Below are 17,178 nucleotides of genomic sequence, written 5' to 3'. Positions count from 1 at the left end.
CAGAAGCACCGTATCAAAAAGCTAAAGAAGCAATCCGCGTATAGATACTGAAGCGTTTGTTTCGTAACAAACCCTTAGTAATCACTTTCAGCCTTGTTTCCATTGGCAACGGCGGCACGCGCGAGGGTCGTGTCTTGTCGCGCTTGAGGCCTGCCATGGTCTTGTCCCGCTTACGTTCCGGTCTCTGAACTCATTTATGCGGCCTTGCGCTCAAAAGCCAATCCCCAAATCCGATGAAAGTTGAGGCCGCGTTAGGCCACTGGTCGTCGCCATGCGCACCGCATCACGCCGAAACTCGTCTGTGTATCTCTTTGCCATTCTCTATCTCCTTCATAGCAAACATTGCTCGAAAGAGACCGGAACTAAACCGTGACAAGACCACCACGCCTTCATCGAGATACCGCTCCTGCCATCGCCAGACTGTTGGCTTGGACGTACGCGCACGCCGCATGATCTCGAAGGTGCCATGACCATCCGCCGTCGCCAGTATGATCGCGGCGCGCCAGACCAGCTTGCACGGCGTGTTGCGGTTGGTGATCAGGGCTTGAAGCTCAGATCGGTCGGCGGGGCCAAGGTAGGTAAAGGCAGATGTTATCGCGTCTCATGCCACAAATATCGCACATCGAGCCGCCAATGGGAATCTTATGTCAGACGGCGAACACTAGGCCCATCTTCGAAATTACTACGTTACTATTTCGAAATGAACAGCTGATAATTCCACATGCGCCAGGGACAATCGGCCGGTGGCATAAGCCCCTGTATCGATTGATATCCGGCCGTGTTGGGCAAGAGGGGTGTCAACAATTGTATGTCCGTGGATGACCCAGACGCCGTCGGTGCGTGATATCTTGGCAAAGTCTGATTGGCCCCAGTGCAGAGATCGCACTGTCTGCTCGTCGATCGCTATGGCGGGGTCAGCTCCGGCGTGTACGACCGCGACATTCCCGGATTGCCACAGCGTGGGCAGCGCTTGCATCCAGCGTATGAGGGGTTGACCCATGGCCTCAACCAATTGGTCGCGCGCTGAAGTCATGGCATTGTCACCGCTGATTTCGGTTACGCCCGCAACCCCGAAGCTGGCCAGCGTTTGCAAACCCCCAAAGCGCAACCACCGGCTGCCGTTCTTGTCAGGAGCTTCGATAAAGTCCAGCATCATCTCTTCATGATTGCCAGAAATGCAGACGATGTCCGGACGGGAGTAAAGCATGCGCAAAACGTCTGCACTATTGTCGCCGCGATCTACATAATCACCGACGCAGACGACCGGGTAATTATCAGACAGGCGTAAGGCGCGCTCAAGAAGATCGGCGCGTCCGTGAATGTCCCCTATCGCTGAAAACGGATATTCCGGTGTAACCGGTGGAAAATAAGGTGTTTTTCCTAATCGCGCCAACCACTGTCGAAACATTTGAAATTCTTCCGCTAGGAACGCTGCACAGGGGTTTCTATTTGGGAAGAATGCATAAGCGTTATGTATCGTAAAGTGAAGCCTATCGAGGGTCTTGTTCAGCCCACATATCCTCTTTCAGATGCTTGAGCATGACGGAACCCGCTGCAAGCCCGCACCCTCTGGGTGATCCATAATCCGCAACCTCAATCCCAATTAACATTTTGAAATATAACACATTACTGGCCGTCAGAGGGGTGAAAACGTCAAGTTACTTGGGAAATGCGGGCTAAGGGAGCTACTGAGCCGAGAGGGGGTTTTAAGGGTTGTGAGCGCTTCCCCGACTGTCATTATTTTGCCAACCAATTTGGGATCTTCAGGGCAATTATGTTGCAGATGAGGCGCAACGGCGAAGGTTTTTTTGGTCGAGCGCGAGGAGAATGTGAAACCGACCCAAAAGTTGGATAAGCAGAAGGTGTACAAAAGGTTTAAGGCAGGCTGTGTTCAAGCACACTAAAAAATGCGCCGCAGTAGCGGCACTCTGCTTGGTTTATGGCAGCGGCTGGGCAGAGGAGCAGCGCTCCCCCTCACTCACGACCTATGGCACGCCGGGTCTTGTTGAAATGCCGACTGCTGAAGCCCTAAACGATGGCGAGTTTGCCTTAACAGTAACTGGCTTTGGGCCCAACCTGCGCACGACGGCAGCTTTTCAAATCCTGCCACGCGTGATGGGCAGCTTTCGCTATTCGATCATTAATGATTTCAATGGCGTTAACGGGAACAGATATGACCGTAGTTTTGATCTTCAGTTCCAGCTGGCAGATGAGGTTGGCAACCGACCTGCGATTGCGATGGGGCTGCGTGACATCTTCGGGACAGGGATTTATAGTAGTGAATATTTTGTCGCAACCAAAACGATAACCCCGCGCTTACAGTTCACCGGTGGCATCGGTTGGGGTCGACTTGGGGGGTATGGTGGCTTCACCAACCCGCTGGGGTTTTTCAACAGCAAGTTCGATACGCGCCCGGGCCAAGAAGGCAGTCAAGGTGGCGAACTCGAAACAGGCAATTGGTTCAGGGGCGACGCCGCCTTCTTTGGGGGTGTGAAGTGGGACCTGAATGAACAGACATCCTTCTTTGCCGAATATTCATCTGACTCCTATGACCAAGAGGAAGACAAAACTGATATCAAAATCAAGTCGCCATTTAATTTTGGTCTTGAGCGCCGCTTCAATAATGGCATCACCCTAAAAGGATTTGTGATTGGTACGAGCGAATTTGGTGCACAATTGAGCTATCAATTTGACCCAGCAAAGCGCCGCTATCCCGGTGGCCGCGAAGGCGCGCCTTTCCCGGTGGGCAACCGAGCCCAACTTGCAGCGGCAGAGTGGAACAATTCGCTCGAAGGTGGCGGGAAAGCAGCTGTTGAACGGGTTCTGAAAGCGAGACTGGCAGACGAAAGTATGGTGCTTCTGGGCTTCGAATTGGAACCAACCCGCGCGAGCATCACTGTAAACAATGAACGGTGGGATGTAGAGGCCGAAGCCGTCGGGCGCGCAACACGAGTGATGGCCGCAACCCTGCCACCCGCCGTTGAAGACCTGACTGTTGTTTTGGCGATCCGCGGTGTGCCGGTCTCCCGGGTTGTTACTAGGCGAAGTGACCTGGAGGAGTTGGTGTTTGACTATGACGGTTCTTGGCGCACCTTGGCGCGAGCTGAGATTGAGGACGCATATGATGAAAGCCGGGCAAACGAACTCTCTGGTTCCTACCCGACCTTCGACTATGCGCTGACGCCCTATGTGACTTGGTTGTTTTTTGACCCTGATGAACCTATTCGAGCAGATATTGGACCCCAGTTGCGCCTGGCTTTGCGCACTAGCCCCGGTCTCACTTTTAGCGGGCAGTTTCGTTATCCCTTGTTTGGCAACATCGACAAATCTGATGTTGAAAATGACTCCGTTCTGCCCCCGGTCCGCACAGATGCGCCGTTATACGCAAAAGAATCCGATATTGAGATCAATACATTGACGGCTGAATATATCTTCCGCCCTGCGGAAAACGTATTTATGCGCGGCACAGCGGGTTATCTGGAGGCCATGTATGGCGGTCTTTCGGCCGAGGTGCTTTGGTACCCGATTGACAGTCGTCTCGCTTTGGGGGCCGAGGTGAACTATGCCAAGAAACGCGACTTTGATATGCTATTGGGCTTTCAGAATTATGATGTCGTCACCGGCCATGCATCAGCGTATTATGATTTTGGTAATGGATTTCAAGGTCAGGTCGATGCAGGCCGCTACCTCGCCGGAGACTGGGGTGCCACGTTTTCCATTGATCGTCGTTTTAACAATGGCTTCACCGTCGGTGCCTTTTTTACCCAGACGAATGTTTCATATGAAGACTTTGGCGAGGGGTCCTTCGACAAAGGTGTTTTCTTCGAAGTGCCGTTATCCTGGATAACCGGGAGTCCTTCCCTTGAAGTAATCAAGCAGACAATCCGCCCGGTTTTACGAGACGGAGGTGCCCGTCTCAATGTTGACAACCGTTTATGGGGCATCACGCGGGACTCTCGCGGAGAAATACTGCGCTCTGGGTGGGGTAGATATCTGAGATGATCCTCCGATTAACATTCATCTGCCTTGCATGTTTAACGCTCTTGGCCTGCACCAGCCAACGCACCGGCAAACAGCCTGCTGAACTTGTCCTTGAAGTCTTTGGAGGTGGCGCCGATGACGTCACACCACGCTTTGCCACTTTGTTGCGCGCGGAGCCTCCGTCCCCTGCACTTCAAGTCGCCATAATTGATGAACAGGTCAACACAACGCTCTTGTTGGAAAGCCGCAGTGGCAATTTTGAAACCTGGTTGAGTTCGGATGGGGCGTCATTGACCTTTGAGCGGGGCATGCTTCACAGCACGCGTGGTACGAACACCGGATTGCTGGCATCCGAGCTTTCGGAGCCCCTTGCCCTGGTCTTGAGTGGGCGCCAGGGGACGTCTGACCGTTTTATGACCTACCTTGATGGCGATGACTTTGCGGTGACAAGAACGTTCCGATGTACTGTGGAAATCGAAGGAAGCCGCACTCTGACGCAGGGAAATCAAACGATCTCAACACGCCTGATGTCAGAGGATTGCCGAAGCCTTGGTCAGTCCTTCAGAAACCTTTATTGGGTTGCAACCGGGAGTGGCAGGATCGTGCAGTCACGCCAATGGGCCAGTGACGTCACCGGTTACATTTCCACGCGCGTGGTTCTCAAATGACGACATCTTCTACAACGGCACAGCGCATTCTGTGCCCAATGACAAAAATGACTTATCTGAGGTACCTCCGATGCGATTTGTATTGATAGCAATAATGGTCATGAGCCTGACAAATTGTGGTGTGGTGTATCGAAGTTCGAGTGTGGCGGAGGGTGCAAGCGACGGTACAAATGTGCGTGTGCTTGACATGAACCCTGAGACGGTAGTCCAGGCGAACAGGTCGACCTATGCACCCAAAACTCTGCCAGCAGTGTTCTCGCAAACCTCTGGTCGTGAGTTTGCCCTGCGCGGCTCTGAGACACTGCCCGAGCCCCCGTTCGTCGAAAACGAAACACCGCCAGAGGCTCTTCAGTTACGCTTGCCGCCCCCTGCCGATCCCGGCCCGTATACGATTGGCATCGGGGATGTCGTACTTTTGTCCACGCCGACGGCGAACTCTACTGTTGAGCAACTGTCAGGTCTTCTTGCAGCCCAAAATTCCCGCCAAGGCTATACGGTGCAGGATGACGGATCGATTAATGTTCCCAATCTTGGCCGTGTCCGCATTGCCGGAATGACCATTGAGGACGCTGAGGCAAATCTCTTCCAAAAATTGGTGGAAAACCAGATCGACCCGACCTTCAGCCTTGAAATCGCAGAATTTAATTCTCGCAACATATCCATCGGCGGCGCTGTTGCACAGCCTGGGGTCGTACCAGTTACTCTAACGCCGCTCTATCTCGATCAGGCGCTTGCTGCGGCTGGTGGGATCACAGTGGAAGATCAGGATTACGCATCCATCAGAATCTACCGCGACGCAACATTATATCAGATCCCGCTGACCAAACTCTATTCACAAAGGGGTCTGACACGCACACGCCTGTTGCCCGGAGATGCGATTTTTGTGGACACCGAATATGAACTGAGCCGCGCGCAGGCCTACTTTGAGCAACAGATCAACATTGCGCAGCTACGCCGACAGGAGCGCCAGAACGCAATTCAGGAATTGGAGCTCGAAGTCTCGATCCGCCAGACTAACATTTCCGAAGCGCGTGAGAATTACAGAGCACGCATTGAATTTGGCGCCGATAATCGTGATTATGTGTATTTAACCGGTGAAGTGGGCACCCAATCGCGCTTCACTTTGCCGCTGGAACGAACAGCCAATTTGGCAGATGCGCTGTTTGATACAGGTGGAGGGATTGAGTCATCGACAGGAGACGTTTCTCAGATCTATGTCCTGCGGGCTTCAAGTGATCCAAGAGAATTTGGCTCTGTGACCGCGTGGCATCTCGACGCGCGCAATGCGGCCAATTTTGCCATGGCAACGCGGTTTGAGTTGCGACCCAATGACATTGTTTTCATTGCGCAGCAGCCCGTGACACGTTGGGATCGGGCGATATCACAGATACTCCCACAGGTGTTTTCGACAAGCACCTTCTTGGCAAACCAATAGAGGCGACGGCGGGTTAGAATTTCTGTGGGGATGAAAGAGAACGTAGGATTTAGCACTGAGCCGGAGCAGACCCCAAAATGAAAGACGCAAGCAGCCAATTCAGTCCGGTTACCCGGTATGCCTTGGTGGCATTTGCCCCCTAAGATCAACCGGTCCCTGACTCTCCTCCTGTAAGAGCTGCGTACCTGCAATATTGGTGGATCTCATGCTTCTGCTTCAAGTCTGGCGCAAATATGAGTTCCTGCGTGGTCAAGAATAAGCGGGGTAGAATTTGGGCGATATCGTCCCATTCCTTTGAGGGCCTCTTGGGTACTTTACCCCTTTGAGCTTTTGAGAGAATGAGAGGCGTATGATGCATTTCGGAGTCCGTCGGGCTCGCTTCGGCCAAGATATCGACAATCCCAACAGCTAGCGCTCTGTCAACACCTGCTGCCATCAGGCTTAAGATTACATCAGTCCAAGTGGAGGAGGTCTCTACATGCTTCATGCTAAAATAGCTTTCCTTGTTCGAGGCTTAGAAAGCCGCTTAAATTTGTCCTAAACAAGGCGCTTCTCGGGTATTTGATAGGCAGGATTGAACCGAGCCGTGTTTGCCGGAGGCTCCAACTCATGAGTAGGATGGACCATCATGGACAAAAAAAGAATAAATATTCACCCGAAGTGCGCGACCGAGCCGTTCGCCCGGTTTTGAATGGGGACGGGCGCGGATGATTTCCTAGTCATCGTCCGTCAAGGTGTAATGGCGCAGCATAGCCGCTTATCTGCTGCTCCGTCTTACCTTGCCGCGTCGCGTGCTCTCATAATGGTTTGTCTACTGGTTTTAATGTCCCGTGCGATAGCAGAGACGCTTTCACCATTGGCCAGCCTTTGACGCACGAGCTCTTGTTGTTCGCCAGACAACGCTGGCGGACGGCCCAAGGTTTTGCCTTCGGATTTCGCCCTGGCCAGACCAGCCTGTGTTCGCTCAATCAGAAGGTCGCGTTCAAACTGTGCGACTGCGTTGATCACACCCTTGCGGTCCACCGTGAACTGATACCAGGCACAAGGCGGCGATTGCCCGGACCAGGCATGCTCATCCCGGACATAGGTCCAGAACCGCGCGGTCCTGGTCTTCTTGTTGCCGGGTGCCAGCATCTTGACCGGCGTATCATCGGCAAAGAGAGCCGCGCCCTGGTGCACCATGCGGCCAATGGCGTCGGCAAGGGGCTCCAGCAGCGCCGTGGAGCGGCCCACCCAGTCGGCCATGGTCGAGCGATCCAGATCAACACCCTCACGAGCAAAGATCTGGCTGAGACGATAGAGCGGCAGATGATCCCCGTATTTGCTGACCAGAACATGGGCCAGCAAGCCGGGGCCCGGCCGCCCGCGTTCAATCGGGCGCGAGGGCAGTGGCGCTTGGACAATCGTCTCGCAGCACGAACAGGCTTTGCGCGGGCGGATAATCCGCTTCACCTTGAAGCGACCCGGCACGTATTCCAGTTCCTCGGTGACATCCTCGCCCAAGGTGCGCAGGGTGCCACCACACTTGCCGCAATCATTGCCGGGCGACAGCTCCTTGTCTTCCCGGTCCAGATGATCCGGCAGGGGCTTGCGGCTGTGCTTGCGCTTCGGCTCAGGGCCGGGTCCCTCCTGCGGTGATGGCGGTGCCTTGGCCTGCGCCTCCGCCGCCTCTACAATCTCGGCGTCTTCCTGCAGGTCGAGATTGAGTTGAGCCAGGCCTTCGGACTTGGAGCCAAAGCGATGGCGGTTGGCCCCATGAAGTTGGTGTTGAAGCTGCTCGACCTTGAGGCTCAACGCCTTCACTTCAGACATCAAAAGCTCGCTGACCGCGCGGAGCTCCACGGGGTCTTCGGGTAGGATATCAAGGTCTTTCAGCATCCCCGATCCTATACCAGATCAAGGGCAAAAGGTGAATCGAGAAAGCTCACAAACATCAGTTCTTATTGGCTTATCCGACCCTCAATGGCTGCCAGGTCTTCTTCGGCATGCGCCAGTCTATCCCTTCCAGCAGCATCGATAATTGCGCCGCTGTCACGCTGACCTTGCCATCCTTTGCAGCGGGCCAGACGAACCGGCCCTTCTCGAGCCGCTTGCTGAACAGGCAAGCTCCCTGACTGTCCCACCAGATGATCTTCAAAAGGTCACCGCGCCGCCCCCGGAACACAAACAGGTGGCCGGAATAGGGCTCAAGTTCCAGGACCTTCTCGGCCTGAGCCGCCAGCGTATTAAACCCCCGCCGCATGTCCGTGACGCCTGCGGCCAACCAGACCCGCGTGTTGCTCGGCACCGGGATCACGGCATCAGCCCTTCCACAAGCGCCAGAACCGCCGACAGCGCCGTCGTGCCTTCCACCAATATCCGCCGACCGTCCGACAGCGTGATATCAACCCGCTGAGCCGACAACGGGACATCTGGCGCGAGAGATGCCATCTGTGGGCCAGGCACGGCCAGCGCCCCCTCGATCTCAACGGGAAGAAAGCCCGCCCCCTCCGTAATCGCATCGTCCGCCTCAGGGGCAAACCGGGGATCGCGAAGCCAGTTGTGGATCAGGTTCGCGTTCATCGCATAGCGCCGCGCAACCTGCGCAACCGAAACCCCGGGGGCACGCGCCTGAAGACAGATCGACCGCTTCTCTTCGTCAGACCAGAACCGCTTCCTGCTGCCCTTCTTCGTCCCCATAATCATGCCTCACAATGTCCATTACCGAAAATGGACATTATCAGCGCAAATCCGGAGCCGTCAGAGCGGGTTCAACGGACGCTCACGGATGAAATGTGATATGTGCGCAAGCGTCCGGGCTAACTGTACTGTGCGGCGGTTGTCCAGGACCGCAAATCCTTAAGGCCGTTAGTCTCGTCACACGGAATGCGGGCGCGCGTTGTGATCAGCAAGTCTGTGGCTTGATAATCAACCGTCAAACCGCAGTATCAATGGATTGGTTTCCCGAATGCAGCGACACGCATGACCTCTTTCTATATGTGTGTTTTGCCCAGACGTGAATTTGGTGCGTCCCACTCGGGTCAGGTATTATAGTATTTTGCCCCATACTCGGAATAAGCGCCATATTGTCCGCTATAGCCATAACTCTTCATTCCCCGCGCGCTGATCTGACTCAAAACCAATCCCGTGACGCGCTGGTTTGAGTTTTGGAACATGCGCAGCGCCTCATCGACCTGATGCTTGCTGGTTTTGTCCCAACGCACAGAAAAAAGTATCGCATCTGCGACCTGCGCGATGATCCTTGCGTCGGGCACAACCAGAACAGGTGGTGTGTCTATGATGATTGCATCATAGCGCCCACGCATCTCAACAATGAAGTCCCTGAACCGGTCAGAAGCAAAGACATCCGCTGCATTGACATATGTTTTTTCACCGCCAAGAACATCTGCCCCAAAGCCTTCGGGACGGTGCACTACATTTTCGAAAGTGACATCACCACTCAAGACCGAAACGATTCCCTTGCTGGGCAGCGTCGAAAAATACTCATGTAGAGTTCTGCGCCGAATATCACCCTCCAACAACAACACAGATTTGCCAAGGCCCAGCAGATTTTGTGCAAGCGCAATCGCGTTGGTGGTTTTGCCCTCGCCAGGAATGGAGGACGTCAACAGGATCACCTTTGGTGGATGATCTATATTTGACAACATAAGCGATGTGCGCAGATTGCGAATAGCTTCGGCTGCGGCAGAGGTCGGTTTTGAGGAGAGATATGTCAGAACATTAGCGCGCTTGCCCTCTGGAATGAACGGGATCTGCCCCATGACAGAATACCCAGTGTGGTGTTCAAGATCAATCGCGGTGCGGAAGCTGCTATTGCGTATCTCTCGCAGCAGGACGATGCCCGCGCCAATCATCAGCCCCACAATTGCGCTGAGAGCGAGAATGCGAGACTTGCGTGGCTCTGAGGGACCACCTGGCACAACCGCTTTGGACAGAAGACGGCTATCGGCTTGGTGAATGCCCTGTTGGGCAGAGGTTTCTTTAAGCCGTGTCAGAAAATACTCATAAAGGGTCTGCGTAGCTTCCGCTTCTCGTCTCAACTGTTGTAGAGTGATCAAATCCTCTCCCTGGCGGGAAATCTGTTGATCTAAACCTGCCTCTGACGTTTCGAGCGCAGCAAGTTGCTGATCCGCTCGGGCAAGATCAAAGGCCGCCCGGTCAATGATCCCGGAAAAGCGCGTATCAAAAGCCGTCTGCATCGTTGGGTTTTCATTTGCCGTCTGCGCAAATCGAGCGAGTTGAGCGTCATTACTCAGTGCGAGCTTTTCATCATTTGTAACCGCCGCGCGCAAATCGGCCAATCTTCGCGCTGTAACCATCCGGGCCTGCTGCGCTGTATCGATGCGATCCCGCAACTCCTTGATTTGGCGTTCCAGGCCCTGCAGTCCCTCGACCGATACAAGCTCGGTTTGGGCACTAAAGTCGGAGACTCTTTTGACAGATTTTTCCAGGTTAATTTGTAACTCGCCAACGCGGTTGCTCAACCAAACCGTGGCCTGTTCCGTCGCCTCAAATTTCACCTCAATTTGATTGAGAATATACATTTGTGCTATTGAGTCGGCAATATATGCAGCTTTAGCAGCTACCTCTGATGTCACTGTTATGTTTAACACAGAGGTATATTCGATTTGTGTGACCGAGACTTTACCCTGAAGCGATGAGATAATCTCATTCCGTATCTGCTCATCTTTATCACTGGCCGGAGGAACGGCGGGTGTAGTGGGTGATTGCGGAACAGCGGGCTTGAGCCATGATTTCAGTTTGGTCTTGAATAGGGCCCAGTACGTCATCGTTGGCGTTGGCGTTGAAGAGCGCAATCTGCCGTTAAACTCAGGATCCTTCACCAAATCCAGCCGGTCAACTACTTTGCCCATTAACTCCCGCGACTTTACGACTTCTACCTGTGAGTACACATCGCTGGCCTCACCTACTCCGCCACCGATGTTTTGCAGGCCGGCAATATTCCCTTCCGTAGAATGTAAAATCACCGACGCCGTTGCGCGATAAAGCGGCACTGCAACGATATAGGCTTGATACCCGCCGATCAGGATCGCAAGACCCGTCACGAACCCGATAAGCCATTTCCCACGCCAAAGTGTTGCGATCAGCGCGCCAATGTCGATTGAGTCATCAGCTTCATCCGGAGCAGAGGGAGCAGAGGGAGCAAACTGTTGGTTTTTTGGGTATTCTGTCATCTTAACTTCTCAAACATCTGATGTAGAAAATGCGAAACAAAGCCATGAAGTGTCTCTAACCCGTCAACATCAGAGATACCATCATCGACATTGTCCATTTTTCGCGCTCTTTGAAAAACCATCGAGAGCATACAACCTAGACACTTTTCCTCATGGCTTTTCTATGCTAGCCCGGTACCACAACTTTGGGAGAATTGTTATGACATATAAAGATCTTCTCTGCGCTGCGCTCATTTCAGGCCTTGCGCTTCCGGCATTGGCGCAAGGGCAGACCCCGTCTCCCGCTCCGGCGCCGACAGTTTTCAATTCATCAAATACTTCGAATCAAGAGGAAGAGGTTGATTGTGAAGACGAGGCCAACCAGGAAGACGAGGCGTGTCTAGGCCTGCTGCTGGACCCAGCCGTTGGTGGTCTTTTGGCTGCCGCGGCCGTCATCGCCATTATAGGCGCAGCTGCTTCTGGCGGCGGCAGCGGCGGCGGCAGCGGCAATGCTCCTGGGAACACCAACTGAAAACGTCGTTTATCCAAGTCATATCCCTGACCTGCGACTACTCTAAATTCTAAAGCCTTCGTTTTGGAAAAGCGAAGGCTTTTTTGAGTTTATGTTTCATGTGCTTTTGAAGCCGTGGCACATGTAAAGAGCGCGCTCCAAAACGGGATCGCTGACCCGTATGAGCTGCGAAGTATCGAATTCTGAGCGTGCTGGTACGTCCCTGAGGCAATTGTCAAAAGCAGACGGAATGAAGGGTGTCCTGAGACGAAACCCACCCATTGCGAGCCTCCCCAAAAAAGACCCTGCATCGCCATAAGATGCAAACGCGGTCCAGCCACGCAACACACCCTGCGTCCGTCGCCACCCTGCCATATCAACGCTGCGTGTCTAATTTTTCGACTGCTCCACGCGGCACCTGTAGCCGCACCTTCCGCCCCATCAGATCAATCAGCACGCGGATCCTCTGATTGGCGTCGAGGTCCTCGACAGTTGAGACAATCTCCGCGAATGGCCCGGAGATCACGCGCACCTGGTCCCCTGTTGCGAGATCATCGTGATCTTTGAGCATATCAGACCCATCGCAGCGCGCCAGGAGCCCGGCCACAAAGGGCGCCGGCAGGGGCTTTGGGTGTGTAGTGTCATTGAGCAACAGCCGTGCAATCCCCCGCGTGCCGTTGATCGCGCGCCAATTTGGGTCAGCAGCATTGAACTGCACAAAAAGATATCCGGCAAACAAGGGCTTGGGGGCGACGACAGTCTTCTGGGCCCGCCGAAGAGTTTCTAGCCGCGTTGGGCAAAAATGCGCAAATCCCTGCCGCTCCAGATTGCGCTGCGCCAGGCCAAGCCCATTGGGCTTAAGCTGCACCACAAACCAATTTTCGCCACTCTCCGGTGCTGTTGCACGATCGCGGTTCAATGGCATTTATCCCCCTGGAGTTGGAACAGCAGGATGCTGTTTAGGCCGTCAAACAGCAAGGGTCCATAGCTTCCTCTCCTGCCCGACCAGCGATGATCCCGCCTAATGCCACCCTGAGGACAAACTTCTACTCTCCGCGGCGACTGAAACTCGACTCTGGCGGCATTTCGCGCAAAGCTCTTGCAGTGTTTTTTGCCAGACACCGTGCTTGCACATTGCGTATCTCTGGTTGTGCACATAGGGGTTCATTGGTGAACACGACGCAGTTAAAACAGCCGTATAGAACGGATCGCACGAGCGACCTCCGATGCGGTAGCTATCTGTCCATAGCATGACCAAGAACGTCAGTGAAGATACGGTTTTTCGCGTTATGCGAGAGTTGGAGCGCACTCCGGATCTGTCTCAGCGCGGCCTCTCAATAAAGCTTGGGGTCTCTCTGGGCTGTGTAAATTATTGCTTGAAAGCGCTCTCCGAAAAGGGCTTGGTCAAAATCCGCAACTTTCGCGCGTCAGATCAGAAACGCAAATATGCCTATGTGCTCACGCCAAAGGGTCTGGCGCAGAAGGCCGGACTGACAGCGCGGTTCTTAGAGCGCAAGACGCGCGAGTATGAAGCTCTGAAAGCGGAGATTGAGACGCTGCACCGCGAAATCGCGCAAGAGGGCGGGTCTTGATTCTTTGGTGTCTGCCGACCGCTCCGCTACTTGAGGCAGGGAGTTTATATTATCGGCCTACCGCTCCGCTACTTGAGACCGGGAGTTTACGTTATCGCGCATTTGTAAGGAAAAACTGATATTGCCTTGAAAAATTCCAAACGTAATGCGATATTATTTTTGATATTGACGGTTGCAAACGCGGAGTTTTGGCATGCAGGAATCAAAGGTAACGACAAAGGGTCAGACGACACTCCCGAAGGACGTGCGGACAGCCTTGCGCATCAAGTCTGGCGATAAGTTGCGCTATCTCCTTCTCGATGGCGAAGTGCGGATCCTTAGGGCGCGGCCAATTCGCGACTTGAAAGGAGTTCTGAAACGTTCCGGTCAGGCGCCGGTATCCTTGGGCGCAATGGAAGAGGCGATCGCTGAAGGGGCGACTAACACATCAGAATGATTGCGCTGGATACAAATGTTCTGGTGCGCTTTTTGACCCAAGATGAACCTGGTCAGGCGCGGGCCGCGACAGATTTGATCTCAGAACTGACGGAAGACAACTCGGGGTTTATCTGCCGGGAAGTCCTTGTCGAACTGGTTTGGGTATTGGAGCGCAGCTACAAAATTTCCCGTTCTGACATATCAGGTGTTCTGGAAGGGCTGCTTTCTGCCTCGGAACTCGTCATAGAGAAGGCTGACGCCATAGGCTCAATCCTGCAACTCTATGAAACCAAGGGGTTTGGATTCTCTGATCTCTTGATCCGGCAGGCCGCAAGGCGTTCGGGTTCACATCACCTTGCCACTTTTGACAAAAAGGCAGCTCTTCTTGATGACGTCGAGCTGGTTGGGCAAAAACGGCGCCAATAAGCCGGTGTTGTACAAGATATCCCAAACAGATCTAAGTTTACGTTATCGGCATTTGAGTCGGAAAAATCCTCTTGTGAAGAGGAGATGAGACAATTTCCCAATCATATAGATCAATACCTTAACTGATAGCTTCGCTAAAAATCGCCCAAAAAAAGGACTTCGGACCCGGACCGCTTGCGTGCAACGCCGCACGAACGATCCGATGACAGAAGAAACAATGAGCAAACACACGTCCATGAATAAAGTGCGCAAAGCCGTCTTTCCCGTCGCAGGACTTGGAACGCGCTTCCTGCCCGCCACCAAAGCCATGCCAAAAGAGTTACTACCGATCATCGACAAGCCGGTGATCCAGCATGCTGTGGAAGAAGCAATCGACGCAGGGATTACAGACCTGGTGTTTGTCACTGGACGGACCAAGCGCGCCATCGAAGACCACTTTGATGCCAACCCCGAACTGGAAAACGCTCTGGCCGAGAGCGGCAAGACTGACGTTCTTGAAGAGCTGCGAAGCATCATTCCTGCGCATGTGAATTGCGTCTTTGTCCGCCAGGCCAAGCCCCTTGGCCTTGGACACGCGATACTCTGCGCGCGCCCTGCCGTCGGCAATGAGCCCTTCGTAGTTTTGCTTCCAGATGATCTTATGGCGCGAAGTACGCGTCCGATGAAAGCCCTCCTTCAAAATTTCGAACGCACGGGCAATACAAGCATATCGGTCGCCAAAGTTCCAAAGGAAACCCTGCATAAATACGGGATCATCAAGCCTGCCGCCAGCAGCGCGCCGGGCACCGTTCAGGTTTCAGGCATTGTCGAAAAGCCCTCAATAAATGATGCCCCCTCCGACATGGCAGCGATTGGACGTTATATCTTCACGCCTGACATTTTTGATTACCTGAAAACCCAAGCACCAGGTGTTGGAGGAGAAATCCAGCTCACGGACGCCATCAATGTCCTTGCGCAAATGGGCCAGGTGGATGCCGTGTTGTTTCAGGGTAGAAGATATGACTGCGGCTCGAAGTTTGGATACCTCGAAGCGATTGTAGATCACGCCCTTGAGCACCCTGAATTTGGGGAACAATTCGCCGAACTCATCCGCATAAAATCTCTAAATCACAGACCGAAGAAGACTGGATCTTAATCCTGTCTGACCTCAGATATATGAAGGTGATCCGTTGAAAATCGCAATGATCGGCACTGGCTATGTGGGCCTTGTTTCTGGAGTTTGTTTTTCGGACTTCGGGCATGAGGTGATTTGCGTCGACAAAGACCCCGCAAAGCTTGAAAAATTGAACGCTGGCCAGGTGCCCATCTTTGAGCCCGGCCTTGACGATCTGATGGCCAAAAACGTGGCAGCAGGTCGTCTGTCTTTTACCGGTGATCTAAGCCAGGCTGTCGATGGCGCTGATGCGGTATTTATCGCAGTGGGCACACCAACGCGGCGCGGCGACGGTCATGCAGACCTGACATATGTGATGGCGGCTGCTGCAGAGATTGCAGGGGCACTCACGGGCTACGCCGTGGTCGTGACCAAATCCACCGTGCCCGTAGGCACCAACCGAAAAGTGCACGCCGTGATCGCGTCAGCAAACCCGAAGGCTGATTTCGACGTGGCCTCTAATCCTGAATTCCTGCGCGAGGGCGCTGCCATCGATGACTTCATGCGCCCCGACCGCGTGGTTGTTGGTGTAGAGAATGAGCGCGCGGCCGATGTAATGGCCGCAATTTACCGTCCGCTTTATTTGCGCGACTTCCCGGTCATGACCACGGATCTCGAAAGTGCCGAGATGATCAAATACGCCGCCAACGCATTTTTGGCGACCAAGATCACCTTCATCAATGAGATTGCGGCGCTGTGTGAGCGCACGGGGGCGGATGTGAAACAGGTCTCCAAGGGTATGGGGATGGATGGTCGCATCGGAGATAAATTCCTGCATGCAGGCCCCGGATACGGTGGGTCCTGCTTTCCAAAAGACACTTCTGCATTGGCGCGGATTGGTCAGGAGCACGGTGTGCCAATGCAGCTCACTGAGACGGTGATCAAGGTCAATGACGAGGTCAAACGCCGCATGACGGAGAAGGTTTTTGATCTTTGCGGCGGATCGGTGAACGGCAAGACGATCACGGTGCTGGGCGTGACCTTCAAACCCAATACGGACGACATGCGCGATGCACCCTCGCTGACCATAGTGCCTGCGCTGGTGGGCCAAGGCGCGAAGGTACGCGTGGTCGACCCTCAAGGGTTTCGCGAGGGTGAGGCGCTTTTGCCTGGGGTAATCTGGATGGACGATGTCTATGTTGCTGCAAAAGGAGCTGACGCTATTGTTTTGCTGACGGAATGGAATGAATTCCGTGCGCTGGATTTAGAGCGGATGGCGGCAGATATGGCCACGCCTGCGATGGTTGATCTGCGCAATGTCTACTCTTTGGACGTCGTATTGGCGGCTGGTTTTGAGCGCTATATTTCCATTGGCAGGAGTTATGCCCGAAAGTTGGTGATGGTCTGCAGTAGGCGGCATATCATGGCGGTGTTTAACGACGCCGTCATTCTCAAAGAGAAAGGATATGCCACCATGGCCAAATCTACAGTTGTACCATTCGAACTGCCATCGGAATTTTCACCGGATCCGCTGACCGAGGTGATCCAGAATGGCGCGAAGGCGCTTTTGCACACGGCGATCCAAGCTGAGGTGTCGTCTTTCATTGCAGAGCACGCGCATCTGCTTGACGAAGAGGGACGCCAGCGGCTTGTGCGCCATGGGTTCTTACCCGAGCGCGAGGTGATGACCGGGATCGGGACGGTACCTGTGCAGGTGCCGCGGGTGCGCGACCGAGGCGCCAATGAGGATGGCAGCAAGATCAAATACCGCTCGGCGTTGGTTCCGCCCTATCTGCGCAAAGCAAAGTCGGTCGAAGAACTGCTGCCCTGGCTTTACCTGAAGGGCATCTCGACGGGTGACTTCAGCGAGGCGCTGGCGGC

General features: G+C 54.0%; 16 protein-coding genes and 2 pseudogenes. 10 read left to right on the top strand and 8 right to left on the bottom strand.

Features of this window, described 5'->3' with window-relative positions:
- Window positions 1-283: 283 nt before the first annotated feature.
- Both LC354_RS28070 and LC354_RS20915 read right to left on the bottom strand, forming a co-directional pair.
- On the bottom strand, window positions 284-451 hold the full coding sequence (locus LC354_RS28070; RefSeq protein WP_399204046.1) for a hypothetical protein: 168 nt from the start codon (window positions 449-451) through the stop codon (window positions 284-286).
- 231 nt (window positions 452-682) lie between these two features.
- Window positions 683-1,408, bottom strand: a complete 726-nt coding sequence (locus LC354_RS20915; RefSeq protein WP_223427525.1) for a metallophosphoesterase — start codon at window positions 1,406-1,408, stop codon at window positions 683-685.
- A gap of 479 nt (window positions 1,409-1,887) precedes the next feature.
- On the opposite strand from LC354_RS20915, the gene LC354_RS20910 reads away from it, so the two are divergent.
- The 3 genes from LC354_RS20910 to LC354_RS20900 all read left to right on the top strand — a co-directional run bounded on the left by LC354_RS20910 (window position 1,888) and on the right by LC354_RS20900 (window position 6,084).
- Window positions 1,888-4,002, top strand: a complete 2,115-nt coding sequence (locus LC354_RS20910) for a YjbH domain-containing protein (RefSeq protein ID WP_223427521.1) — start codon at window positions 1,888-1,890, stop codon at window positions 4,000-4,002.
- Complete coding sequence (locus LC354_RS20905; RefSeq protein ID WP_223427520.1) at window positions 3,999-4,649, top strand: YjbF family lipoprotein; 651 nt, start codon at window positions 3,999-4,001, stop codon at window positions 4,647-4,649. Before LC354_RS20910 ends, LC354_RS20905 begins: the two co-directional genes overlap by 4 nt.
- 100 nt (window positions 4,650-4,749) lie before the next feature.
- Complete coding sequence (locus LC354_RS20900) at window positions 4,750-6,084, top strand: polysaccharide biosynthesis/export family protein (protein ID WP_399204043.1); 1,335 nt, start codon at window positions 4,750-4,752, stop codon at window positions 6,082-6,084.
- 774 nt (window positions 6,085-6,858) lie between these two features.
- Here the strand turns inward: LC354_RS20900 and LC354_RS28285 are convergent.
- From LC354_RS28285 to LC354_RS20880, 5 genes and pseudogenes are all read right to left on the bottom strand, one after another.
- Entirely contained in the window at window positions 6,859-6,960 is a 102-nt protein-coding gene (locus LC354_RS28285) for a helix-turn-helix domain-containing protein (protein WP_449649484.1), read from the bottom strand.
- Window positions 6,961-7,092: 132 nt separating this feature from the next.
- A pseudogene (gene tnpC, locus LC354_RS20895) lies at window positions 7,093-7,962 on the bottom strand (IS66 family transposase); the annotation flags it as partial.
- A 70-nt stretch (window positions 7,963-8,032) separates the two neighbouring features.
- Window positions 8,033-8,380 carry an IS66 family insertion sequence element accessory protein TnpB gene (tnpB, locus tag LC354_RS20890; protein ID WP_223427513.1) on the bottom strand — a complete coding sequence of 116 codons (348 nt, stop codon included), beginning with the start codon at window positions 8,378-8,380 and terminating at the stop codon, window positions 8,033-8,035.
- Entirely contained in the window at window positions 8,377-8,763 is a 387-nt protein-coding gene (gene tnpA / locus LC354_RS20885; RefSeq protein ID WP_223427509.1) for an IS66-like element accessory protein TnpA, read from the bottom strand. The genes tnpB and tnpA overlap by 4 nt, the downstream gene beginning before the upstream one ends.
- Before the next feature lie 341 nt (window positions 8,764-9,104).
- Window positions 9,105-11,279, bottom strand: a complete 2,175-nt coding sequence (locus LC354_RS20880) for a GumC family protein (protein ID WP_223427508.1) — start codon at window positions 11,277-11,279, stop codon at window positions 9,105-9,107.
- A 199-nt stretch (window positions 11,280-11,478) separates the two neighbouring features.
- On the opposite strand from LC354_RS20880, the gene LC354_RS20875 reads away from it, so the two are divergent.
- Entirely contained in the window at window positions 11,479-11,790 is a 312-nt protein-coding gene (locus tag LC354_RS20875) for a hypothetical protein (RefSeq protein WP_223427505.1), read from the top strand.
- A 355-nt stretch (window positions 11,791-12,145) separates the two neighbouring features.
- Here the strand turns inward: LC354_RS20875 and nusG are convergent, their stop codons facing one another.
- Window positions 12,146-12,694, bottom strand: a complete 549-nt coding sequence (gene nusG / locus LC354_RS20870) for a transcription termination/antitermination protein NusG (RefSeq protein ID WP_223427504.1) — start codon at window positions 12,692-12,694, stop codon at window positions 12,146-12,148.
- Window positions 12,695-13,019: 325 nt separating this feature from the next.
- On the opposite strand from nusG, the gene LC354_RS20865 reads away from it, so the two are divergent.
- From LC354_RS20865 to LC354_RS20840, 6 genes and pseudogenes are all read left to right on the top strand, one after another.
- Window positions 13,020-13,361, top strand: coding sequence for a MarR family EPS-associated transcriptional regulator (locus tag LC354_RS20865; RefSeq protein WP_223427503.1), 342 nt, complete (start codon window positions 13,020-13,022; stop codon window positions 13,359-13,361).
- Between the two features lie 193 nt (window positions 13,362-13,554).
- Window positions 13,555-13,797 carry an AbrB/MazE/SpoVT family DNA-binding domain-containing protein gene (locus LC354_RS20860; RefSeq protein WP_223427499.1) on the top strand — a complete coding sequence of 81 codons (243 nt, stop codon included), beginning with the start codon at window positions 13,555-13,557 and terminating at the stop codon, window positions 13,795-13,797.
- Window positions 13,794-14,204, top strand: coding sequence for a PIN domain-containing protein (locus LC354_RS20855; protein ID WP_223427493.1), 411 nt, complete (start codon window positions 13,794-13,796; stop codon window positions 14,202-14,204). The genes LC354_RS20860 and LC354_RS20855 overlap by 4 nt, the downstream gene beginning before the upstream one ends.
- Before the next feature lie 202 nt (window positions 14,205-14,406).
- Entirely contained in the window at window positions 14,407-15,339 is a 933-nt protein-coding gene (gene galU / locus LC354_RS20850; protein WP_223427491.1) for a UTP--glucose-1-phosphate uridylyltransferase GalU, read from the top strand.
- Between the two features lie 34 nt (window positions 15,340-15,373).
- Window positions 15,374-16,675 (top strand): annotated as a pseudogene (locus tag LC354_RS20845) (UDP-glucose dehydrogenase family protein); the annotation flags it as partial.
- 96 nt (window positions 16,676-16,771) lie between these two features.
- A partial coding sequence (locus LC354_RS20840; protein ID WP_223427527.1) for a transposase occupies window positions 16,772-17,178 on the top strand: 407 nt, incomplete at its 3' end.

This window comes from Tateyamaria pelophila (assembly GCF_019966495.1).
In the GTDB taxonomy this organism is placed as follows: Bacteria; Pseudomonadota; Alphaproteobacteria; order Rhodobacterales; family Rhodobacteraceae; genus Tateyamaria; species Tateyamaria pelophila.
The sequence above is the reverse complement of the archived record's forward strand: the minus strand, read 5'-3'. Positions and strand labels throughout refer to the sequence as shown.